This is a genomic window from Amycolatopsis sp. CB00013 (assembly GCF_001905755.1).
In the GTDB taxonomy this organism is placed as follows: domain Bacteria; phylum Actinomycetota; class Actinomycetes; order Mycobacteriales; family Pseudonocardiaceae; genus Amycolatopsis; species Amycolatopsis japonica.
This window is the reverse complement of the sequence record NZ_LIWC01000001.1, coordinates 1-20,233: the sequence shown is the minus strand read 5'-3', so window position 1 is coordinate 20,233 and position 20,233 is coordinate 1. Positions and strand designations below refer to the sequence as shown.

Below are 20,233 nucleotides of genomic sequence, written 5' to 3'. Positions count from 1 at the left end.
TCCCCGTTCGTTCGGGCGCCACGAGGTACCCGGATGCCACAGCTGGGAGTGGCATCCGGGCCTTACCCTCGTTGGGCAAGGATTCAGGAGGCGCGCGGGGTCACGAACGTGTCGTTGATGACGTAGCCGTCGAGGCCGTACGTCTCCCCGTACTCGATGAGATCGCTGGTGCGGTTGAGGAAACCGCGCCCGTTGTTGTTCAGCGAGGTGTTGCACAGCACGCTGAACCCGGTCTGCTCGCGGAACGCCTCGAGCAGGTCGGTGATGCCGGCGTTGCGTTCCCGCGTCACCGTCTGGGTGCGGGCGGTCCCGTCGACGTGCGTGATGGCCTTCAGCTCGTCGGAGGTGACGTGGTTGAAGTACAGCATGTACGGGTCCTGCACCGAGCCGACGAACCACTTCGGAGCGTCGGATTCCAGCGCGATCGGGGCGATCGGGCGGTAATCCTCACGGCGCTTGATCTTGTTGAGCCGCACGGTGGTGTCCACGGTGAACGGCGCGGCGAGGATCGACCGGTTGCCCAGCGCCCGCGGGCCCATCTCGTACCGGCCACGTGCCCAGCCGATGATGTTGCCGTCCTTGATGTACTTCGCGACCTCACTCGCCACGAGCGGCCGCGTCTCGTACTTCGCGGGATCCGGGACGACGTCCTCGACGAAGTTCTCCCCCGCGTAGACGTCCCATTCGATGGTCGCCTGTCCGGTGTAGAACCATTGCGCGTCGATGGCCGTGCCCAGCGCGGAACCGCTGTCGTTGGGGCAAGGCGGCACGAACACCGAGGAGAACAGGCCGCTCTCCCGCCACAACCGGTTCCAGTCGCAGTTCAGGCCGCAGCCACCGGAGATCAGCAGCGGCAGGCCTTCGGTCAGGTTCTTCTCCGCGTAGTCGTAGAACCGGTTGAAGATCGCCTGCGAGTGTTTCGCCGCCGCGTTGCGGTATTCCTGCGACCACACCCCGGCGTTGTACAGATGGGACCAGGACATCTCCTCTTTGGACAGACCGAGGATGATGCCGTCGCGGTCGAGGATGAAATCGATGGTCTTCTGCTCGTCCGGCGTGAGCGGGCCCGGCTCGGCGAACCCGGTCAGCGCCATCTGCTTGCCGGCGTCGTTGAACCGGAACTTCCCCTTGCCCAGCGGGAAACCCGGGTCCGCCAACGCGAAGAGATACGCGTACTTCGCGCCGGGGTCGGTCAGGACGTGCTGCAGGTGGGTGGCCTCGCCGCGCTCGTCGATCCGGTAGAAGTCACCGATGTTCCCTTCCCACACCAGGGAGTAGTACGCCTGGCCGGGTGCCGCGGGGGCCATCCCGAGGGAGGTGTAGATATGCGAGCGCTCGTGGGTGGAGGAGAAGTACCGCACGTCCTTGCCGAAGAACTTGCCCGCCTCGTCGGAGATCGCGCCCTCGCCGACACCGAAGTATCCGGTGCGGGACGGCGGTTCCACCGAGAACTCCCCCTTGACCCAGCCGCCGAGCGCGACCACGTCGGGCTGCTTGTCGAGCATGCCCGCCGCACGCGCCATCAGCTCGCCGGTGATCCGGTCGTAGCGCGGGTAGTTGTCCTTTTCCGACTCCAGCGCGAACAGCAGCTTGCCGTCCTCGATCGCCACGATCCCGCCATCGTGGCCCTCCTTCATCGACAGAATCAGCATTGTGTCACCGAATTTCGCTCGCCTTCATTCGTCGACTCATTCAAGCCGCGCGGCCCGTTGACCGGAAGCTCGGCGCGGGGAGAACAATCAACCTTCGGACGAGCCACCCGGCAGGGTGCGCACGGCCTCGTGGCGCAGCGATTCGAACGCGTTCTTCCGTGCCCGGTGACCGGCCATCGGGACGGCGGCGGCGAACGAGCCCGGCTCCCGTTGCCGCTCAGAGGCGAACGCGCTGACCAACCGGGAGACCGCGTACCGGCCGGCGACGTTGGCGCGCTGGAGAAGTCCGGCGTCCACCACGGACTCGAGGAGCTCGTCGGCGGTCTCGATCATGATGCCCATCGCCGCGGCGACGCCGATCGACGTCGTCCAGCCCGCCCCGCTCTGCCCGAAGTGGTGGATGGCCTCCCGTTCGGTGGGCGAAAGCTGTTCGTACGCCGCGATGAACCGGTCCCGGACGTTGACGTCACCGACGCAGAGGCTGTCCATGAGCCGTTCGCGATCGGCGAGCTGGCCCGCCGTGTACGCGATCGCCCACTCCGGGCGGGCGGCGATCTTGCGGCCGACGATGTTGATCGCCAGCGGGAGGTCCCCGCACAGTTCGGCGATCATGTCGGTGGCGTCGTGTTCCGCCCGCACCCGGGCCGGTCCGGCGATCCGGCCGATCAAGGCCAGGGATTCCTTGCGGGAAAACGTATCCAGCTCGACACGGTTCGTGTCCTCCAGCCCGAGCAGCCGGGCGCGGCTGGTGACCACGACCTGGCTGTGCGGGGCCTGGCCCAGCAGCGGCCGCACCTGGCCCTCGTCCCGGACCCCGGCCAGGAGCACGAACAACCTGCGTTCCGCCAGCAGGGATCGGTACAGCCCGATCCGCTGCATCGGATCGTCGGGCACGAGATGCGCCGGCACGCCGAGCGCGCGCAGGAATCCGCGCACGATCCCGTTGGCCGACCGGCCGCCGGTTCCGCTGCCGCCCAGATCGGCGTAGAGCTGCCCGTCCGGGAAGTCCGCCGCCACCTCTTCCGCCAGCCGTAAGGCGAAAGCCGTCTTCCCCACCCCGATCGGACCACTGACGAGCAACGGCACCTTGACCGGGCCGCTCGCGCCGATCATCTCCGCGGCGTCGGCCAGATCCCCTTCCCTGCCGACGAAAGTCCTCGATCCGATCGGCAGCTGGGCCGGACGGGCGAGCCGGATGACGCCGGATGCCAACGCGTGCACGCCATCCGGCGGTGCTTCGGCCTGCTGTGGCACGGACGCGCGTTCCTCGCGCACCTCCGCGCCGCCACCCGTCTGTCCCGCGACGCTCCGCCAACGCCGTTCCCACGCCGCGCGATCCCCACCGCATGCGGAGACGAACGCCAACGTCACGGCGAGCGTGGGCAACCGGTGGCCACTCGCCGCGCTGGACAGCACGGAAGGTGCGAACAGTGCCGTCCTGGCGAGTTCCCGGTAACTCGGGTTTCCCGCCCGGTTCCTCAAAACGCGCAGATCGTGAGCGAATGCGGCGATCGGACCAGTGGAGCCGTCCAACGGTCGCTCGGGTCTGCCCATGCCAACTCCTCCCCTGGATGGGGTAACGCAATCGCGCTGCGTGACCGTCATCCTTGCAGCCTTCCTGGCCACAACCCTAAAGGACCAATGAACGATGCAGCAGATACAAATAGGTGACTCAATGTACAAAGTCCAATAGTTGGACGCGGAAATTCACCCCCTTGGTGGCACCGGATAGGGTTCGCCCATGTCTGACCCCCTGCCGCCACTCGCCGAACTCCGGCGAGCCGCCGAAGTGTTCAACGGCTTCACGAATGTGGACGCCTCGTGGCTTCGACTGATCGAAGAAACGCGGTCCGCGATCGACCTGTCACAGCCCGCACATCGCACAATTCTTCTTCGCTGGCTCAACTCGTGGGGATGCCGGATCCGGTACCCGCGGGAAGGCGAGCCCGCGCCCTTCGACGACGGGGTCCTGGCCTGGTGGGAGACCTGGAGTGCCACGCTGCCCACCGCCGACCTCGTCGACCTGACCGACGAGGGGATCGACACCGCCGCGAAGGCGTATGCGGACCTCGTGGGTGTCGCCGTCTCAGCGGGACGGACGAGGCGTACGCTGGGCCCGACCGCCGCGGCCAAGGCACTGTATGCGTTGCGGCCCAACACGATCATGCCGTGGGACGCCGCCATCGCGGCGACCCTCCACGGCGCGCGTGACGGCGCCGCGTTCGGAAGGCATCTGCGACTCGGCCGCGCGTGGGCCGCCGCGGTGATCGCGGAGGCGGGAGAAGGCGGGGCGGAGATCCCCGCCCTGATGGGCAGGCCCGTGTCACTGGCGAAGATCCTCGACGAGTACCTCTACGTCGCCTTCACCATGGGCGCCAAGGGTGACTGGGGCACGGACAGCGGAGAATGGTGGAAAAATGGTAACCGGGGATGACGTCAGAGAGATCGTTTCGGGGCTGCCCCGCGCCTATGAGGCGCTGGTCCGGGACCGGGCGAAGTTCCGCGTGGGGCGAATCGTCTTCCTTTCGCTCTCGCCCGACGAAACCGTGATGGGATTCGGCTATCCCAAAGAAGAGCGGGAAGCGCTGGTGGCGGGCGAGCCGGACAAGTTCATGATGCCGATTCCCTCCGATATGCGCTATCAGTGGGTCCGCGCCCGGCTGTCCGCGCTCGATTACGAAGAGTTACGAGAGCTGATCGTCGACTCGTGGCGAATGTGCGTCCCGAAGAAGGTCTGGGCCGAATACCTCGAAAAGAACCCGAGCTGAACTACTCCTTTCGGCGTGCGCCGTTCAGCCCCCTCGATTGCCCTTTTCGGTCCCGTGAATTGCCTTTCGGGTGACCGAAAGGCGGAACTCGCGTGATCAGAGACGTGACTCGCGTGCTTGGGGACGGAACTCACGTGTCTGGAGGCTCCACTCGATGTGCGGCTTCCGATCACGCGAGTTCCGCCTTCGATCACGTGAGTTCCGGGCCCAAGCACGCGAGTGCGGTGCCGAAGCCCCGACGCGTGAAGGCCCCCTTCCCTCGGCTGAGCCGAGTGAAGGGGGCCTTCACGCGCGAAAGGGACTACTCCGCGACCTCTTCGATCGCCGAGGTGCCGCGGGAGCCGGGGTTCCCGTACCGCTCCCAGACCTCGTTCAGCCGGATCCGCCCGTCCGGCAGGAACTCCGGGGTGTTCGTGCTGTGCCCCGAGATCACCTGACCGCTGGCCAGCACCATCGTGTAGGCCATGTCGATCGTCCCGTCCTCGCCGCACTTCCCGGTCAGCGAGCCGAGCCGCACTCCGCCGCCGGTCAGTTCGGCCCACACCAGATCGTCCTTCTGCCGGTACAGGGTCACCGGCGCGTCCGGGTCGGTGCTGACCTTGCGGAACCGTTTCCCGTCGTAGTTGATCATCCGTCCTGCTCCGTCCGTGCCGATGAACCGGGGAACCAGAGGTCGTCCGCGGTGAGATCCGCGAGGTCGTACTTCCCGAGCGCGCTGGCGAGCAGCCGCAGTTCGAGCTCCAGGCACCGCACCAGCCGCACGAGCCCCTCGGTCGCGTCCTCGTCGACGGCGAGCAGCGCCGCCCGGCCGAGGCCGACCGCGGAAGCCCCCATCGCCAGGCACTTCAGCGCGCGGGCGCCTTCCCAGATCCGCCCCGACACCAGCAGCGACGCGTCGTGTTTGCCGACCCGCCGCAGGCATTCCACCAGCGGCAGGCCCACCTGGTCGAGGAAGACCGACGGCGCCCAGCCGGTGCCGCCCTCCGCGCCGTCCACGGTGACGGCGTCCGCACCCGCCGCCCACGCGACCCGCGCCGCCTCGCCGACGTCGCGGCCCGGGTGCAGCTTCACCCAGGCACGGGCACGCGGGTAGTTGTTGCGCATCAGGTGGATCTGCTGGCGCAGGATCTCGCCGGTGAACGTGCCGGGACTGCTGGACCGCAGCACCATGGCCTGGTCTCTGCCGAAGGCTTCGTCCACTGTGTACTGTTCGGCGATCTCGTCGGCGGCCGTGCGCGAGAGCACGGTCATCCCGCCGAGCCCCGGTTTGGCGCCCTGACCGACCTTGAGCTCGAACGCCAGCCGCCCGGTCTCCAGCAGTTTCGTCGCGGACGGGTCGCTGTAGACGAGGTTCCACACCTCCGCGTCCGCGTCTTCGGTGCTCTGCTGGACGACGACGCCGCCCAGCCCGTCCGGTACGGCGCCGGCGTACGCGCGGATCCGGCCGAGCAGACCGTCCTCGACGCTCTCGCCCATCCGGCCGTAACCGTGCATCGGCACGACGTTCTCGCCGATCACCATCGGCATCCCGAGCCTGCCCGCCTGCTCGCTCGCGGCGATCCCGAGCCCGCTGCCCGCGACCTGCGTGGATCCGAACGCGCACAGGAACACCGGCGACGGCGCGGTGAACCCGCCGAGCACGGTCGACAAGCCGACGTCGCCGTACACCGGTTCGCGCGCGAGGTCGAACATCTTCTCCAGGCGGCGCGGGACGAACACCGGCGGCACGATCCGCGCGCGGTCGAGTTCGTCCGGCGGGGTGTCGACGTCCGCGCCGAACAGCGACCGGCCGTATCCCGCGACGTCGGGGAAGATCGCCGCGCTGCCTTCTCTCGCCCTGGCCCGGATCGCGTCCTCCGGGAGCTGCCGCGCGGTGATCACGGCGTCGCGATCCCGGGCAGCTTCGGATACGCGTTCGCCTGCCAGATCGCGTCCAGCCCGGCGATGTAGCGCGTCACCCGCTCCAGCCCCATCCCGAAGCCGGCGCTCGGCGGCAGTCCCTCGCGCGCGAGGTCGAGGTACCAGGCGTACTTCGCCGGGTTCTCCCCCGTCTCCCGCATCCGCTCGATCAGCCGCCGGTACTCGTGCGTGCGTTCGCCGCCGCTGCAGAGCTCGCCGAACCCGTCGGAGGCGATGAGGTCGAAGTTCCGCAGCACCCCCGGTTCGGTGCTGGACTCGCCGTCGGTGAACCCACGCGACCCCTTGGGATAGTCGACGATGAAGAACGGCCGGTTCGTCTGCTCGGAGATGATCCGCTCGCCCTGCCAGTCGATCTCCGCGTCGGCGCTCTGCCCGTGCCGCAGACCCTGCAGCCGCGACACCGCCTCGCGGTGCGTCATCCGCTCGAAGTCCTCTTCCAGCAGCGCGGTGAACGCCTCCTGGTCCCGGCCCAGTGTGGCGAGGTCCACTTTGGACTCCCGCAGGGTGTGGGCGACGATGTGCCGCAGCAGGCCCTGCGCGACGTCGAGGACCTCCTCCCGGCTCGCACGGGCGACCTCGACGTCGATCTGGGTGAACTCGACCAGATGCCGTCCGGTGGTCGAGGTCTCCAGCGGCTCCAGCCGCACGTTCGGGGCGACGTAGAAGATCTTGTCGAACGCGAGCAGCGAGGCCTGCTTGTACAGGATGACGCTGGTCATCATCTTGTACTTGTGCCCGTAGTAGTCGACGTCGACCTGTTTGGCGCCACGGCATCCCGGGTCGGTGACCGGCCCGATCAACGGCGGCTGCAGTTCCACGAACCCGTTCATGCCGAGGTACTCGCGGGTGCCGGCGGTGATGCTGTTCTGGATGCGCAGGGCCGCCTGCGTCACCGGCGACGTCAGATGTTCGCGGGTGCCCGGCGGCAGCGCCGCGTCCGGTGTTCCGGTCATGTCCTACTCCCCTGTGTCAGTCGGTTCACGGTCTCGATTCCGGGTAACCCGTACTTCTCGTCGAACGACCGCTCGACGTACCGGAGCGCGTCCAGCAGATCGTTCGAGGTCATCCGCCGGTCGCCGGGCAGGTCGACGAGATCGCCCAGCGGCATCGCGCCGATCCGCTGCCACTCCAGGCGGCCGCCGTCGGCCAGCCGCCCGCGGGCGCGGCCGGCGTTGTCCGGGTGCAGGCAGAACGGGACGTCCAGCTGGCCGCGCGCGAACGCGGTGACCAGCGCCCTGCCGAGGTCGTTGTCGAGCGAAAGAACGTTGTCCACCAACGCTTTCGCCTGCGCGTGGATCCCGGTGTCGCCGAGCCTGCCGATCCGGGAGACACCCCGCGCGGCCTCGGCGGCGTGCTCCAGCGCGGTCACGTTCTCCGCCACGGTCGGCAGCCGGTGCGCTTCGGCGGTGGTCTTGACGATCAGCCTGCTCGCGCCGGTGCGGGCCGCCAGCCGCGCGGACTCCGCGATCAGCTCCAGCGCGCCGCCCGGTGTCCTCGGGTAGACGCCCATGTAGCCGTAGATCACCACATGCGTCCGCGCGTGCGGCACGTATTCCCTGATCAGCGCCTGCAGCGCGGCGACGGCCTCCTCGTCCTGCCCGGCGTGGGTCTGCTGCGCGTAGCTGAAGGACAGGCAGCGGATCCCGTGCCGCCAGAAGAACATCCCCTCCAGCACGCTCAGCGCGACCAGCAGCGCGGGCGGGCACAGCTGGCCCATCATGCATCCGCCGAAGGTCTCCAGATGCGGCTCCAGTTCAGGGCCCCGGGCCTCCGCCAGCGTCTCGCAGGAACGCCGCCAGTTGTCGACGGCCGCCGAAAGCGGCATCCGGCTGTACGGCAGGCAATACGACACCGGGCCGCCCTCGGTCGCGTGCAGCCCGAAGTCCAGCAGCGCCCGCACGATCCGTCGGGGATCCGCCGAACCGTGCCGCACCTGCACCGGGAAATCCCCGGTCAGCACGCCGTCGAGCAACGCCGCCGTCGTCACGGGATCGTGGTCGACGAGCGGGTACCCGTTGAGATCGGCGCCCGCCGCCAACGCCGCGCGCGCCGCCTCGTGGTCGCCGACCCTGGTGTAGCTGTCGATCGTGATCGTGCCGACCGTCGCGGCCCGCGCCGACCGGGTCGCCAGCAGCCCCCTGGTCATCCGCCCCGGATCGGCGAACCCCATCCGGGGCTGGACGACCAGCTCCCCCTGCGCGTGGTGGCGTGCGACCACCTCGCCGAACGAAAGTCCCCGCCGCGGGGCGAGCACGTTCATCCCGCGCCCAGCGGGACACCGGGAGCGCGGACGGACAAGGTGCGGAGGAACGTGCGGAACGGCGTCAGCCCGGCGGAGTCCTCGAACACCGCGTCGAAGCCGGCCTCCAGCAGCCGGGCGGCGTTGCTGCCACCCGTGACGTCGAGCTTCCCGCCGATGACGACCGGCGTCGTGACCAGCTCCGGCCGGGCGCGGAAGGCTTCCATCAGCCGGACGCCGTCCTGACGCCCGTGCCCGTTGAGGCTGCTGATCACCAGCAGATCCGGCCGCCGGGTGACGCATTCGCGCACGATGGTCGCGTCCGGGACGCAGGCGCCGAGGTTGGTGACCCGGCAGCCCAGTTCCTCCAGCAACAGCTCCAGGTACACCAGGTTCCAGGTGTGCGCGTCGGACGAGAGCCCGGTGACGATCACGTCGAGACCGGCGTCCGGGAGCGTGGGCTGGACGGCTTCGATGGTCATGGTGCGGCGTTCTCCCTCTCTCCTCGGTCCGGCCGCACGTCGATCTCGATCAGCGCGACCGCCTCTTCGGCCAGGCGCGAAGCCTCCGCCGGGCTGTCCGCGGTCACCATCAGATCGCCGACGCGGTCCCACGAACTGCGCAGCCCGTCGAACCGGTCGCCCGCCGAAACACTGACGTCGCACAGGAACACGCCTTCGGACTGCGCCGCCTTTTCCACCCCGCGCACGTCCTCGATGAGGCCGGGCTCGATCGACAGGAACCGGACCGCGGCGCCGCGTTCGGCCTTGCGTGGCAACAGGTCCACGACCGGCTCGTCCTTCATCACCGAGAAGTAGGCGCGGTTGAGCTCCACCGGGTAGGCGCGCTGGATCAGCTCGATGATGCCGTCGCCCGCGAACCGGCCGGCGCATTCGACCAGGTACGGGACGCCGTCCGAGACGATCCACTCGCAGTGGACGATCCCGGTGCGGAAGCCGGTCGCGGCGGTGAGCCGCCGCGTCTCCTCGGTCAGCGTCGCGGTCAGCTCGTCCGGGATGTCGGCGGGGACGATATGCGCGAGTTCGATCGGCCGCGGACCGGGGAACAGCCGTTTGCCGGTGACGTTGGCGAACAGCGGCTCGCCGTCGCGCAGCAGCATCTCGACGCTGAACTCGTCTCCTTCGACGAAGCTCTCGGCGAGCATCTTCAGCTCCATCGCGCGGTCCGGGACGAAGATCCCCTCGTCCTGCACGACGCAGTTCGTCCACGCCTGCTCGGCCTCGGCCGGGTCGGTGAGCACCTGCGTCCCCACCGACGCCTGCCGGTTCGACGGCTTCAGCACGGTCTTCCCCGGGTGCCGCGCCATGAACTCACGGACCTGCTCCGGGCTTTCGACCCGCGCCGACGCCGGGTTCGCGATCCCCGCCGCCCGGCTGACCAGGCGCAGCACCGCCTTGTCCCGCAGGATCTGGGCCGCGCCGAATCCCGCGCCCGCCACGCCGTAGCGTTCCGCGAGCCGGGCCGCGAACGGGGTCGCGTACTCGGTCAGCGGGACCACGGCGGCCGGGTCGAGGTCGTGGTGGACGTGGTAGAACTCGTCCGCCTTGCCGGGCAGGTGGAACTCCCATTCGATGAGCTCGCGCACCAGCGCCGAACCGGCCACGGTCTTCCGCGCGTCGCGTTTGCGGACGACGTCGGGCTCTTCGACGAAGATGACCGAGCCGTCCGGCTGGAAGTCCTTGATGGACGATCCCAGCGCCGCGGCCACGAACCCGACCAGCACCACCGGGCGCGTCATGACCCCTCCTCGACGTAGTACCAGTTCTCCGGGTTGATCAGGCCGTACGGGTTGATCGGCGAGAACCCGCGCAGGTTGCCCGCGACCTCGAACAGCCGTCGCGGGAACGTCGGCATGAAGATCACCGGCGCCTGCTCGGCGATGTACTCCTGGTACTCGTAAAGCGCTTCGAGCGAGTCCGTGGTGACGGTCTTCGCGATGAGCTCGTCCGCCTTGGCGTCGCGCCAGTTGCTGAAGTTGCAGGCGGCGCCGCTCTGGAAGAGGTTCTCGCCCGTCGGGTAGTTGTAGACCCAGCCGCCGCCCCAGCAGGACAGCTGCCACATCCGCTTCTCGCCGGGACCGTCCTCCGCCACCAGGACCGACCCCATCACCTCTTCGAGGCGGATCTCGATCCCGGCCTTGGCCGCGTCGTCCCGGAACTGCGCCATGAGCCGCGCCAGCGACGGCCTGCCTTCCCAGTAGCGCAAGGAGAAGCTCAGTTCGGTGCCGGCCGGGATGCCCTCGCCCGCCTCGCCGGGGCCGGTGCCGGGCCGGACGCACACCGCGGGTGAGGTGGTGACGTCCCAGCCGTTGTCGGCGAGCAGCTGCCGCGCCTTCTCCAGGTCGAACGGCCAGAATCCGCCGCGTTCGGCGATCTTCGGGGAGACCAGGTCGCTCTTGGGCAACACCGGGATCGACCCCGTCTGGCTCCAGCCGTAACCCTGGTAGACCTCGCGGGCGCCGTACTCCTGGTCGAAGCAGCTCTGCAGCGCCTGCCGGACATAGGACTGCCTGATCATGTTCCCCGCGACGGTCGGGTTGCTGAAGTTGACCGCCATGAAGTTGATGTTGAACAGGATCTGCGGCTCCAGCTGGAACCCGTCGCCCAGCGGGTTCGGCCCGCCCTTCGTCGGGTCGCCGTCGGGCTGGACGCCCATCCCCGGCGGCAGGAAACCGACCTGGACGTCGCCGGACCGCAGCAGCTCGTACTGCTGCTCGTCCGACGTCGTCGAGACCTGGCGCAGCTCGTCGAGATGCGCCGGATTGGGCCCGCTGTAGTGCTCGTTCGGGACGAAGGTGACGACACCTTCCTCGGTGTAGCTCTTGAGTCGCCACGGTCCGTTCACGACACTCCACACCGGACTGTCGGCCCAGCGTGTGCGATGCGAGTTGTCCTCCTCGACGACGTCGCCGTTCTCCGCCATGAGGAACTCGTAAACCGCTTCGGCCTGCTCGATGTCGTGCGTCGCGTCGGCCGGGCCCTCCGCGGTGCGGTCCCACGCCTTCGGCATCGGCGTGATCATGGTGAGCTGGTTCAGCAGCACCCAGTTCTTCGAGTACGCCTTGTCGAAGGTGAAGCTCACCTTGTCATCGGCCACCTTCTCGAACGACACCAGGTTGTCCGGGAAGTAGCCCTCTGAGTAGGCGCCGAACCTCGGCCCCTTCACCTTCAGCATGTTCATCCAGAAGATGACGTTGTCCGCGCAGACCGTCTCGCCGTTGGACCACTTCCACGGTTTGATCCGGACCACGCAGGTGCGGCCGGTCTCGTCCCACACCGGCTCTTCACCGACGCTGAGGTCCCAGTCGATCTCCGGCGCGCCGTCCCGGCCCAGCCAGTACAGCGGCCGGTACATCAGCATCTGGAACTCGTAGAGGCTCCGCACGCCGAAGCGCTCGCCCGGGGTGAAGGGGAAGATCACCGCGGGCGGGAACCCGGGCAGGCAGGCCCAGGTCGCCACGCCGCCCTTGATCGGCTTGTCCGTCATGACTTTCGCTTCCTCCGCAGTTCGGCCGCGCTTACGCGGCGGTCGCCTCGAGAACCTCGGCCGGTCGCTGCTTCTCCTGCGCCGACAACGGTTTCGCCAGACTGAAGTAGGTGCCGATCACGATCGCGCCCTGCAGGATCGCCAGCCCCCAGAACGCGTAGGGCACGGTGGTCGCGTCCGCCAGCGCGGACAGCCCGACCGTCGCCCCGACACCGAGCCCGAGCCCGAGCGCCTGGGTGCTGCCGAAGATCCGGCCGACCCGCTCCTCCGGGCTGGCCCGCATCAGCAGCGTGCGCGCCGCGATCCGGCCCTGCGCGAAACAGAAGCCGGCGAACGGGATCGCCGCCATCAGCGCGATGTAGTGCAGTGGCTGGATCGCCAGGCAGATCAGGTTGCCGAGAGTGCCGAACACGGCCAGATGGATGCCCTTGAACCGTTTGCTGACCTTGCCGTACGCGGCGGCGCCGACGATGAACCCGACACCCGCCAGCGCGTCGACCACGCCGATCATCCACGCGCCCTGGTTGAAGGTCTGCAGGATCAGCGTGGTCAGGATGACGTTGGCGACCATCAGGCCGATGTTGCCGTTGGCGTACAGCAGCGCGAGCCGCTTGATCGGCTGGCGCACCGGGGCTTCGACCGGCGCCGACGGGTCGGTCGCCGCAGCCTCTTCGGCCACGGGTGCCTTGGCGGGCTTGCGGCCGATCGCGTAGACCAGCACGGCCGAGAGGATGAAGCTCAGCGAGTTGAACACGAACAACGGCGTGGCACCGAACCAGATCACCAGGAAGCCCGCCAGCGAGGACGCCAGCAGCATGCCGGCGTTGCTCGCCATCTCGAAATGCGAGTTGAACTTCCCTAGTCGCTCGTCGCGGATCCGTTCCTTGATGAGGCCGTTGCTGGCGGGCATGAACAACGCCGCGGTGCAGGCGAGCATGAAGTTCGCGATATAGGAACCGAGGTTCGCCGGACCGCCGAGCCACAGCCACACCGGCAGCGCGAACGCGGTCATCGCGCTCACGAGGTCCGCCGCCACGCACAGCATCCGTCGGTCGACCTTGTCGACCAGTTTCCCGAACAGGACCGCCAGCGCGACCTGCGGGATGGACACCGCGATGAACAGCCAGCCGACCGCGAGGGTGGTCTGCTCGGCGTGGAAGACCAGGATCGCGGCGGCGGTGATCTGGAACGCGTTGCCCGCCGTGGTGACGAATCCCGCCGGGACCAGCAGGCGTTCGGCGAGCCGGGAACTCCGGACCGCGTCGGTGGATGGGGTGCTGTCGAGTGACATGGTGGGTCAGACCTCGCTCGTCGGGGGGAATTCCAGTGAGGGCACGGGGAAGGCCGTGGTGTGCGTGACGTCGAAGGCGGCCGCGGTGATCCGGAGGGCGAACCCGCCCGCCGCGGCGGCCCGTTCGGCGAGGTCGATCAGGATCGGTGAGGCACAGCCGATCAACGCCCGCAGTTCGAGGAAGAGGTCACCGAGCCGCGCGCGGAGCATCTCCTGGTCGAGGTTGCCCTTCAGGGTGCGTTCCGTCGCCGCCCGCAGGCGTTCGACGTGCTGCACGATCAGATCGGCGGCCCGGCTGAGGCTGAAGTCCTCCAGCTCGTAGTTCAGGGCGAACCGGGAGACCATCGCGGCGGCCCGTTCCGTGGCTTCGGTCGACACGGGGAGCGAGCCGTTCTCGCCGCCGACCTCGGCGGTGAGCTTGGCCAAGGTCTCGGCGAGCTCGTTCCAGGGCGTGACGAGCCGCTCCCCCGCGACCTTTTCCAGCGCGGCGCGGGAGAAGTTGGTCCGCGCGAACTCGGGGGCGGTGAGGTTGAGGTGGAACCGCGCGATGTCGCGGGGTACCTCGGCCGCCAGTTCACGAGCCCAGACCACGTGTCCCTTGCTGGTGGAGAACTTCTCGTTCTCCAGCTCGTAGAACTCGTTGACCAGCAAGGCGTCCGGGAGGACGTAGCGTCCTTCGAGGGCGATCAGCTCGGCGACGTGGACGACGCCCCACGTGAACAGGGGGTCGAATCCCATGAACACCACGACCCGCGCGTCGTTCTCCGCGAGCCAGGCGTCGTCGTCGGCGACCTTCGGCTTACCGTTGCGCCGCAACGCGTACTCGGTGCAGTACATCGAGGCGGGCATCCCCTCGACCCACGCGTTGAGCCGCTGCCCCGGCGTCTGGAGGAACGGCGCCGGCAGGCCCCATTTCACCGGGTACGTGATCGCGAAGTCGGGCAACGGCCCGGACAGCAGTTCTCGCATCAGCCCGAGCACGTGCGGCCGCCACGCGGGACCGCGCTCCTCGTAGTAGGCCAGGAGCTGTTCGCGGTACTCCGAGACCGGGAAGACCATGATCTCGGTCTCGCGGTAGGTCACCTCGTCGGCCGGGTCGAGCACCGAATACGGCTCGATGAGCGCGTCGAAGTCGATCGGATGCCCGCAGCCCTCGCAGAATCCGCCGCGGCTGTCGGCGAGGCACGTCGGGCAGCCACCGCCGACGAAACCCTCGACCAGGAACTCGCCCTTGCTCTCACTGTACGGCAGCCGCACCTTGCGCAGACGCAGCTTTCCCTTGTCGTACAAGCGCTTGACGTAGTCGTGGACGAGCGCCTTGTAGCCGTCGTCGGTCGGCGAGAAGCCGTCGACCTCGACCCCCATCGCCTTGAACGTGCGCTGGATGTTCTCGGTCGACTGCTCCACCAGTTCGGGGGGCGTCAGCCCGACCCTGGCCGCGCTGGTGACGAGGTAGGTCTGGCTGTCGTCGGTGCAGGAGGCGAACACGGCCTCGCGGCCGGCCGCGCGCAGGTACCGGCGGTGCACGTCGGCACCGAGGTACGGGCCGGCGATATGCCCGATGTGCAGGTCGCCGTTGGACGTCGGGGGGCCGCCGATGATCACGACCGGTCGCTTGTCGGTCATCCTCACGCCTCCGCCTCGTGCCGGGCGGCGAACTTCACCGTCATGTCGGAGTCCCACCAGATCGCGTACATCTCGAAGTCCTCGGCACCGTCGTTGAGGATGCGGTGCTCGGTGCCGGGCTTGTGGAACTCGATGTCGCCGGGACGGAAGGCGCGGCGCTCTCCCCCGGACTCGACGACCGCCTCGCCGCTGACGGCGATGAAGATCTCGTACTCGTGGTGGGAATGCGCACCCGTCGCGCCGTGCGCGGGCACCGTCACCCAGGCGCCTTCGAACGGCGCGTTCAGCGCCGCCCACGGCAGCAGCCGCTGGCCGTACGCACCGTTCTCGAAGACCATCTTTTCCCGCTCGAGCGGACGGATCTCCATGACTTCCTCTTCCTTCGTGGGTCAGCGGGTGGCGACGATGGGGGCGGTTTCCGACGTCGGCTGCGGCGGCACCGAGGGGTTCTCACCGCGATGGGCGAGGATGTCCTGCAGGATGTCGTTGGCGCGCGGGGCGAGGACGCTCAGCAACGAGTCCGCGATCCCGTGCGTCGCCTCGTTGACGCCCTGGAGGTAGACGGCCGCGGTGGCGGGCTGCTCGATCTCCAGCCGGTAGTCGCGGGTCACCTTGATCTCCGACAGCCCGATCGACTTCGCGATCTCCTGGACCATCCTCGGCATCTCCGGGGAGAAGCCGGTGCCGAGCAGCACGAGATCGGTGCGCAGTTCCTGGACCTCGCCGGTACGCCGGTCCGTCAGTTCCAGCACGATCTCGTCGCCCTCGTCGCGGGCGTCGGTGATGTCGCTCATCGTGATCATCGTCAGCCGCGAACGGCCGGAGAGGCGGTCCAGGTAGATCGAGCGGTATAGCGCGTCCATCGTGCCCGGGGCGAGCCCGGAGTAGTTCGTGTGGTGCATCTCCTTGAGCATCTGCTCGCGCGCTTCGGGCCGCGCCTCGAAGAATTTGTCCACATGGGACGGGAAGAACAGCTCGTTGTTGAACTTGCTGCTCTCGTAGTAGTTCAGGCCGATCGACCGCATCACCATGGTCGGCTTGCATTCGGGCAGGTCCTTCTGCACCGCGCTGAACAGTTCCGCCGCGCTCTGCCCGGCGCCGATCACCGCGACGCGGTACGGGAGGTCCTTGCGCAGCTTGGCGATCCTCGGCAGGTACTGCGTGCTGTGGATGACGCGGTCCTGGTTCACCGTCCGGAGCCGGTCGGGGATCCGCGCGTCGCGGCCGGCGCCGACCACCAGGTACCGGCTGCGGATGGTCTCGCCGTCGGCGACGTGGGTGTTCCAGCCGGTGAGCGTGCCGTCCGTCCACACGGGAGTGATTTCGAGGCACTCGCGGCCACGCTGCAGGTCCACCAGGGAAAGCGAGTCGGCCGTCCACTTGAGATAGTCGGCGAGCTCCACCCGGTACGGGACGAAGCTGCCCATGTTCACGAACTCGTTGAGCCGATCGGTGGCGTGCAGGTAGTTGAGGAACGAGAAGCGGCTGCGCGGATTGCGCAGGGTCACCAGATCCTTGAGGAACGAGACCTGCGAGAGGGCCTCGGGCAGGAGCATCCCCCGCTGCCAGGAGACCTCTTCGTCGCGTTCGAGCAGGACCGATTCGCGGGCCAGTCCGGGCGCGAGCTCTTCCAGCGCCACGGCCAAGGCCAGGTTCGACGGTCCTGCTCCGACTGCGAGCAGCTCGACATCACGGTTCGCCATTTGTTCGCTCCGCCATCTTTGTGAGTGCTGGGAAGGTGTTCTGTGGTTCCGGTGCGCGGTCAGCCACCGGCGGCCACCGAGGGCAGCAGGGGGTGCGCGGTCAGCCGGACCTGGGCCATGGCCTTGTCCAGCACCGCTTCGCAGTCGTCGGGATCGACGCCGGCGCAGATCACGTACGCGTGGCGCGAGATGAACTCCGCCGGCGGCAGCCGCAGGCGCGAACCCGGCTCGACGAGGCTGTCCGAAGCGAGGATCCCGTTGTTCCGCAAGGAATCCGGCACGGACACCGACTCGACGACACAGTCCTGTTTCGGGTAGCCGAACCGGACGCCGACCCACCGGGGCTCGGCCTCGTGCGGGATGTGGGGGCGCATGCCGAGGGCGACGTCGACCGCGGCCGCGCCGGGGTCGATCCCGGTCGCGAACTTGGCGAGCAACGGGATCAGGTCGCCGCCGAGCCTGCCGTTGATCTCCACGATCACCGGCCCGCGTTCGGTGAGCTTGAGCTCGGTGTGGGTGATGCCGTACCGGAAGTCGATCGCGCCGTGCGCGCGGGCCAGCGTCGAGCGCAGGGCCGGGTCGGCGAGCAGTTCGTCCGCGGAACTGACCAGATGGCCGAGCTCCTCGAAGTACGGATGCATCCCGACCGTCTTGCGCGCGACGAACATCGGCGTGTACTCGCCGTCGACGACGGCGCCGTCCACACTGATCTCCGGGCCGCTCAGGTACTCCTCGACCAGCGCTCCGCCCTTGTAGGCGGGAGAGCCGTTGAAGCTGGCGTCCTCCGCGGTCCGGAACGCCTTCCGCACCGCCTCGGCGTCTTCCGCGAGACTGACGCCGATGCTGGCCCCGCCGCCGCGCGGTTTGACGACGACCGGATACCCGATCCGCTCCGCCACGCGGACCGCCTGCTCGTCGTCGTGCACGAACCCGAAATCGGGCTGCGCGACACCGGCCGCGGTGAGCGTCCGCCGGCTGAACCACTTGTCACGGCAGCCTTCGATCGCGGAGACCCCCGCGCCCGGGACGCCGAGTTCGTCCGCGACATGTGCCGCCGCCACGATCAGCGCCTCGTCCCAGCACACCACGCCGAGCACCGGCGTGGTGGCGTGGAGCGCGCGGGCCGCGGCCAGCACGGCGTCCTGGTCCTGCGTGTCCAGCACGGTCGCGCCGGTGATGTAGCGCTCCTGCCAGGTCGGTTCGGTCCCGTTGAACAACCACAAGGGATGCCGGTGCCCGGCCGACGCCAACAGGTACTCCCGGTACGGCCGCATCCCGCAGCCGATCACCAGGACAACACCCTCCGCTGAGCTCATTCCCTCTCCCCACCAGCCCGTCACTTCGTCGCGGGCTACTACATCCCGGGGGCGGGTTGACCGGAACCCTTGATTCGGGAAGAACAATCAACGAGATGCGTGGTGAAGACGCGGATGATACGAGGAATGAACCGTCAGGAGGCCGTGATGCTCGGTCCTCACCCACCACCCCGAGGACGCCACGCCCACCCCCGGGCTCACGTTCCTGAACTGCGGTGTGGACGAAGCCGTCCGGATCGGCCTGGAAGCGGCGAACGGGAAGAACCTCGAAGTGTTCTCGCCGGACATCGGCCGCCAGTTGCTCGCCTTGGGATTGATCGACGAGATCGACCTGCACATCGCACCGGTGCTGCTCGGCGACGGCGTCCGCCTGTACGACAACCCCGGCGGCGCGCCGATCCGGCTGCACGGGCTCGGTACGGAGGATCCCAATGGGGCGATCGACGTGCGGTTCCGGCCGGCTTAGTTCCGGTTCCCGTACGACTGCTCGCACGGATACCCGTCACGGTCGGCGTCCCAGCTCAGCGGGCGCCCCGCGTTCACCCAGGCGTTGTACGCGTACGTGTAGGAGAACCCTTCGGCGAACAGGCGCTGGCACGACGTGAGCGAAGGCGCCCGGGTGACCGTCACCGGCGGCTCGACCACGACCACCGAGGTGGCGGGCGGCGCGACGACGGCGGTGGTCGTGGCGGGCGGCGGAACGATCTCCCGCACCACGGTGACCGGTGTCCCGGCCGTCGTCGTCCCGCACCCGCCCAGCGCCGCGACGGCACCCGCCGATACCAGCAGTGCCGCGACCATCCTGTTCATCCTCTTGCCTCCCGGTGGAACCGCCGAATCCTCACGCGAGGGAGAACGGCGGTTTCACCGGTGACATAACGGGTTTCGCGCGATCGGAGCCGCAAGTCCCCGGAAGTCGGGAGCTTCGGCACGGACCGGACAGGGCCGGAAGACCCTAGGATTGAATGACGTTCACCATCCACGAGATGCCGAACTTGTCGGTGCAGGCACCGAATTCGTCGCCCCACATCTGCTTTTCGAAAGGAACCGAAACGGTACCTTCGGCGGAGAGTTTCTCCCAGTATCCGCGCAATTCCTCACCGTCGTCGCCGCTGAGGCTGACCGACAGGTTGGTGCCCGGTTTGTGCTCCATTCCCGGCGGCGTGTCCGACGCCATGATCGTGTAGCCGCTCGGGGAATCGAGCTGGCTGTGCATGATCTGATCCTCCGCCGGCGTTCCCGCCATACCGGACTCACCGAACGTATTCAGCGTCAGTTCGCCGCCGAACACCGACTTGTAGAACTCCATGGCCTGCCGGGCGTCGCCGGCGAAGCTGATGTAGGGATTGAGACGAGAAGCCACTGGAACGCTCCTTCTGGTCGGGTCACGAGCATCCTGGCAGACGCCTCCCGACGCGACAACGGCTGGACTACGGCCGGGTGAATCCTTCGCGCAACGAAAATTCAACGCCGTTCACCGAATGCGTGAGCGATTTCCCGAATGCCGCTTTAATGTCGGCACATGCCCGCGTTCCGGATCCACCCCGCGACGGCCGACCGGTTCGGCGACGTCGCGACCATCCTCAATCCGAACGGGAACGACCGCGCCTGCTGGTGTCTCGCCTACCGCGCGAAACCCGCGGACTACAGCCGGTTGCGCGGTGACGAACGCGCCGAACACGTCCGCGCCCTGTGCGCGGCGGACCTGGCGCCGGGCGTGCTCGCCTACGACGGCGCCACCCCGGTCGGCTGGTGCGGCGTCGGCCCGCGCGCGCACCTGCACCGGATGACGCGTTCCCGCACGATGCCGCCGATCGACGACGTCCCGGCGTGGACGGTCATCTGTTTCGTCGTCCGTTCCGGTCATCGCCGGAAGGGTGTGGCGCACGCACTGCTGGACGGCGCCGTCTCCTACGCGCGTTCGCACGGCGCCCCGGTCATCGAGGGCTATCCCGTCGATCCCGGTGAAGGACGGATCAACTCTTCCGCGGCGCACGTGGGGACCATCGGACTGTTCGCGGCCGCGGGGTTCGAGCTCGTCGAAGAGACCAAGGCGCGGTCGGACCGGAAGCCGCGCTGGCTCATGCGGCTGGACCTGCGCGACGGCTCGTGACCGGCCAGCGGTGTCGCGAAAGCCACTTTCGGGACATCAGATGTCCCGAAAGATGCTCCTATTGATGTCAAGGGGTGTGGGTGAGGTTGGCGAGGTCT

At 68.4% G+C, this 20,233-nt stretch carries 20 protein-coding genes; 4 read left to right on the top strand and 16 right to left on the bottom strand.

Annotation, left to right across the window (positions count from 1 at the left end; all coding sequences use genetic code 11):
• Positions 1 to 83 precede the first annotated feature (83 nt).
• Both AMK34_RS00100 and AMK34_RS00095 read right to left on the bottom strand, forming a co-directional pair.
• The gene (locus AMK34_RS00100) at positions 84 to 1,652 is read right to left on the bottom strand and encodes a carbamoyltransferase C-terminal domain-containing protein (RefSeq protein ID WP_037344321.1); all 1,569 of its coding nucleotides are present in this window, start codon (positions 1,650 to 1,652) and stop codon (positions 84 to 86) included.
• 87 nt (positions 1,653 to 1,739) lie between these two features.
• Positions 1,740 to 3,206 carry an NB-ARC domain-containing protein gene (locus AMK34_RS00095; RefSeq protein ID WP_073842212.1) on the bottom strand — a complete coding sequence of 489 codons (1,467 nt, stop codon included), beginning with the start codon at positions 3,204 to 3,206 and terminating at the stop codon, positions 1,740 to 1,742.
• 187 nt (positions 3,207 to 3,393) lie between these two features.
• Between AMK34_RS00095 and AMK34_RS00090 the strand changes: the two genes are divergently transcribed.
• Both AMK34_RS00090 and AMK34_RS00085 read left to right on the top strand, forming a co-directional pair.
• Positions 3,394 to 4,086 carry a hypothetical protein gene (locus AMK34_RS00090; protein WP_073842211.1) on the top strand — a complete coding sequence of 231 codons (693 nt, stop codon included), beginning with the start codon at positions 3,394 to 3,396 and terminating at the stop codon, positions 4,084 to 4,086.
• Positions 4,070 to 4,420: an MmcQ/YjbR family DNA-binding protein gene (locus AMK34_RS00085; protein ID WP_037344315.1), complete on the top strand. Its 351-nt coding sequence runs from the start codon at positions 4,070 to 4,072 to the stop codon at positions 4,418 to 4,420. The genes AMK34_RS00090 and AMK34_RS00085 overlap by 17 nt, the downstream gene beginning before the upstream one ends.
• Positions 4,421 to 4,721: 301 nt before the next feature.
• Here AMK34_RS00085 and AMK34_RS00080 read toward each other — a convergent pair whose 3' ends face one another.
• From AMK34_RS00080 to AMK34_RS00025, 12 genes are read right to left on the bottom strand one after another with little or no spacing between them, the layout of a single operon-like run.
• A complete protein-coding gene (locus AMK34_RS00080; RefSeq protein WP_037344313.1) occupies positions 4,722 to 5,051 on the bottom strand; it encodes a hypothetical protein in 330 nt (109 codons plus the stop codon).
• Entirely contained in the window at positions 5,048 to 6,301 is a 1,254-nt protein-coding gene (locus AMK34_RS00075; protein WP_073842210.1) for a glutamate synthase-related protein, read from the bottom strand. Before AMK34_RS00075 ends, AMK34_RS00080 begins: the two co-directional genes overlap by 4 nt.
• Complete coding sequence (locus AMK34_RS00070; protein WP_038515220.1) at positions 6,298 to 7,293, bottom strand: asparagine synthetase A; 996 nt, start codon at positions 7,291 to 7,293, stop codon at positions 6,298 to 6,300. Before AMK34_RS00070 ends, AMK34_RS00075 begins: the two co-directional genes overlap by 4 nt.
• Positions 7,290 to 8,600, bottom strand: coding sequence for a methylaspartate mutase (locus tag AMK34_RS00065; protein ID WP_038515222.1), 1,311 nt, complete (start codon positions 8,598 to 8,600; stop codon positions 7,290 to 7,292). Before AMK34_RS00065 ends, AMK34_RS00070 begins: the two co-directional genes overlap by 4 nt.
• Positions 8,597 to 9,061, bottom strand: coding sequence for a cobalamin B12-binding domain-containing protein (locus AMK34_RS00060; RefSeq protein ID WP_073842209.1), 465 nt, complete (start codon positions 9,059 to 9,061; stop codon positions 8,597 to 8,599). Before AMK34_RS00060 ends, AMK34_RS00065 begins: the two co-directional genes overlap by 4 nt.
• Positions 9,058 to 10,338, bottom strand: coding sequence for an ATP-grasp domain-containing protein (locus AMK34_RS00055; RefSeq protein ID WP_073842208.1), 1,281 nt, complete (start codon positions 10,336 to 10,338; stop codon positions 9,058 to 9,060). The genes AMK34_RS00060 and AMK34_RS00055 overlap by 4 nt, the downstream gene beginning before the upstream one ends.
• On the bottom strand, positions 10,335 to 12,086 hold the full coding sequence (locus AMK34_RS00050) for an ABC transporter substrate-binding protein (RefSeq protein WP_073842207.1): 1,752 nt from the start codon (positions 12,084 to 12,086) through the stop codon (positions 10,335 to 10,337). The genes AMK34_RS00055 and AMK34_RS00050 overlap by 4 nt, the downstream gene beginning before the upstream one ends.
• A 31-nt stretch (positions 12,087 to 12,117) precedes the next feature.
• Positions 12,118 to 13,377: an MFS transporter gene (locus tag AMK34_RS00045; protein WP_038515231.1), complete on the bottom strand. Its 1,260-nt coding sequence runs from the start codon at positions 13,375 to 13,377 to the stop codon at positions 12,118 to 12,120.
• Between the two features lie 6 nt (positions 13,378 to 13,383).
• Positions 13,384 to 15,003 carry a class I tRNA ligase family protein gene (locus AMK34_RS00040; protein ID WP_073842206.1) on the bottom strand — a complete coding sequence of 540 codons (1,620 nt, stop codon included), beginning with the start codon at positions 15,001 to 15,003 and terminating at the stop codon, positions 13,384 to 13,386.
• A gap of 2 nt (positions 15,004 to 15,005) precedes the next feature.
• The gene (locus tag AMK34_RS00035; protein ID WP_037344297.1) at positions 15,006 to 15,371 is read right to left on the bottom strand and encodes a cupin domain-containing protein; all 366 of its coding nucleotides are present in this window, start codon (positions 15,369 to 15,371) and stop codon (positions 15,006 to 15,008) included.
• A 21-nt stretch (positions 15,372 to 15,392) separates the two neighbouring features.
• Positions 15,393 to 16,706: a lysine N(6)-hydroxylase/L-ornithine N(5)-oxygenase family protein gene (locus tag AMK34_RS00030; protein WP_073842205.1), complete on the bottom strand. Its 1,314-nt coding sequence runs from the start codon at positions 16,704 to 16,706 to the stop codon at positions 15,393 to 15,395.
• A 59-nt stretch (positions 16,707 to 16,765) separates the two neighbouring features.
• Positions 16,766 to 18,022 (bottom strand): ATP-grasp domain-containing protein, encoded by a 1,257-nt coding sequence (locus tag AMK34_RS00025; RefSeq protein ID WP_038515237.1) that lies wholly within the window; start codon positions 18,020 to 18,022, stop codon positions 16,766 to 16,768.
• Between the two features lie 217 nt (positions 18,023 to 18,239).
• Between AMK34_RS00025 and AMK34_RS00020 the strand changes: the two genes are divergently transcribed.
• Entirely contained in the window at positions 18,240 to 18,488 is a 249-nt protein-coding gene (locus tag AMK34_RS00020; protein ID WP_241832644.1) for a dihydrofolate reductase family protein, read from the top strand.
• On the opposite strand, the gene AMK34_RS00015 is transcribed toward AMK34_RS00020, so the two are convergent.
• On the bottom strand, positions 18,485 to 18,832 hold the full coding sequence (locus AMK34_RS00015; protein WP_228694567.1) for a hypothetical protein: 348 nt from the start codon (positions 18,830 to 18,832) through the stop codon (positions 18,485 to 18,487). The genes AMK34_RS00020 and AMK34_RS00015 overlap by 4 nt on opposite strands.
• Before the next feature lie 145 nt (positions 18,833 to 18,977).
• Complete coding sequence (locus tag AMK34_RS00010) at positions 18,978 to 19,385, bottom strand: VOC family protein (RefSeq protein ID WP_038515242.1); 408 nt, start codon at positions 19,383 to 19,385, stop codon at positions 18,978 to 18,980.
• Positions 19,386 to 19,544: 159 nt separating this feature from the next.
• Here AMK34_RS00010 and AMK34_RS00005 point away from each other — a divergent pair, with 159 nt between their 5' ends.
• Positions 19,545 to 20,135, top strand: coding sequence for a GNAT family N-acetyltransferase (locus AMK34_RS00005; protein WP_073842204.1), 591 nt, complete (start codon positions 19,545 to 19,547; stop codon positions 20,133 to 20,135).
• Positions 20,136 to 20,233 lie beyond the last annotated feature (98 nt).

What these genes read in the sequence shown, in the direction of transcription:
- AMK34_RS00100 (WP_037344321.1), bottom strand. Translation starts at nt 1,652, where the DNA reads ATGCTGATTCTGTCGATGAAGGAGGGCCACGATGGCGGGATCGTGGCG.
- AMK34_RS00095 (WP_073842212.1), bottom strand. Translation starts at nt 3,206, where the DNA reads ATGGGCAGACCCGAGCGACCGTTGGACGGCTCCACTGGTCCGATCGCC.
- AMK34_RS00090 (WP_073842211.1), top strand. Translation starts at nt 3,394, where the DNA reads ATGTCTGACCCCCTGCCGCCACTCGCCGAACTCCGGCGAGCCGCCGAA.
- AMK34_RS00085 (WP_037344315.1), top strand. Translation starts at nt 4,070, where the DNA reads ATGGTAACCGGGGATGACGTCAGAGAGATCGTTTCGGGGCTGCCCCGC.
- AMK34_RS00080 (WP_037344313.1), bottom strand. Translation starts at nt 5,051, where the DNA reads ATGATCAACTACGACGGGAAACGGTTCCGCAAGGTCAGCACCGACCCG.
- AMK34_RS00070 (WP_038515220.1), bottom strand. Translation starts at nt 7,293, where the DNA reads ATGACCGGAACACCGGACGCGGCGCTGCCGCCGGGCACCCGCGAACAT.
- AMK34_RS00065 (WP_038515222.1), bottom strand. Translation starts at nt 8,600, where the DNA reads ATGAACGTGCTCGCCCCGCGGCGGGGACTTTCGTTCGGCGAGGTGGTC.
- AMK34_RS00060 (WP_073842209.1), bottom strand. Translation starts at nt 9,061, where the DNA reads ATGACCATCGAAGCCGTCCAGCCCACGCTCCCGGACGCCGGTCTCGAC.
- AMK34_RS00055 (WP_073842208.1), bottom strand. Translation starts at nt 10,338, where the DNA reads ATGACGCGCCCGGTGGTGCTGGTCGGGTTCGTGGCCGCGGCGCTGGGA.
- AMK34_RS00050 (WP_073842207.1), bottom strand. Translation starts at nt 12,086, where the DNA reads ATGACGGACAAGCCGATCAAGGGCGGCGTGGCGACCTGGGCCTGCCTG.
- AMK34_RS00045 (WP_038515231.1), bottom strand. Translation starts at nt 13,377, where the DNA reads ATGTCACTCGACAGCACCCCATCCACCGACGCGGTCCGGAGTTCCCGG.
- AMK34_RS00040 (WP_073842206.1), bottom strand. Translation starts at nt 15,003, where the DNA reads ATGACCGACAAGCGACCGGTCGTGATCATCGGCGGCCCCCCGACGTCC.
- AMK34_RS00035 (WP_037344297.1), bottom strand. Translation starts at nt 15,371, where the DNA reads ATGGAGATCCGTCCGCTCGAGCGGGAAAAGATGGTCTTCGAGAACGGT.
- AMK34_RS00030 (WP_073842205.1), bottom strand. Translation starts at nt 16,706, where the DNA reads ATGGCGAACCGTGATGTCGAGCTGCTCGCAGTCGGAGCAGGACCGTCG.
- AMK34_RS00025 (WP_038515237.1), bottom strand. Translation starts at nt 18,022, where the DNA reads ATGAGCTCAGCGGAGGGTGTTGTCCTGGTGATCGGCTGCGGGATGCGG.
- AMK34_RS00015 (WP_228694567.1), bottom strand. Translation starts at nt 18,832, where the DNA reads ATGAACAGGATGGTCGCGGCACTGCTGGTATCGGCGGGTGCCGTCGCG.
- AMK34_RS00005 (WP_073842204.1), top strand. Translation starts at nt 19,545, where the DNA reads ATGCCCGCGTTCCGGATCCACCCCGCGACGGCCGACCGGTTCGGCGAC.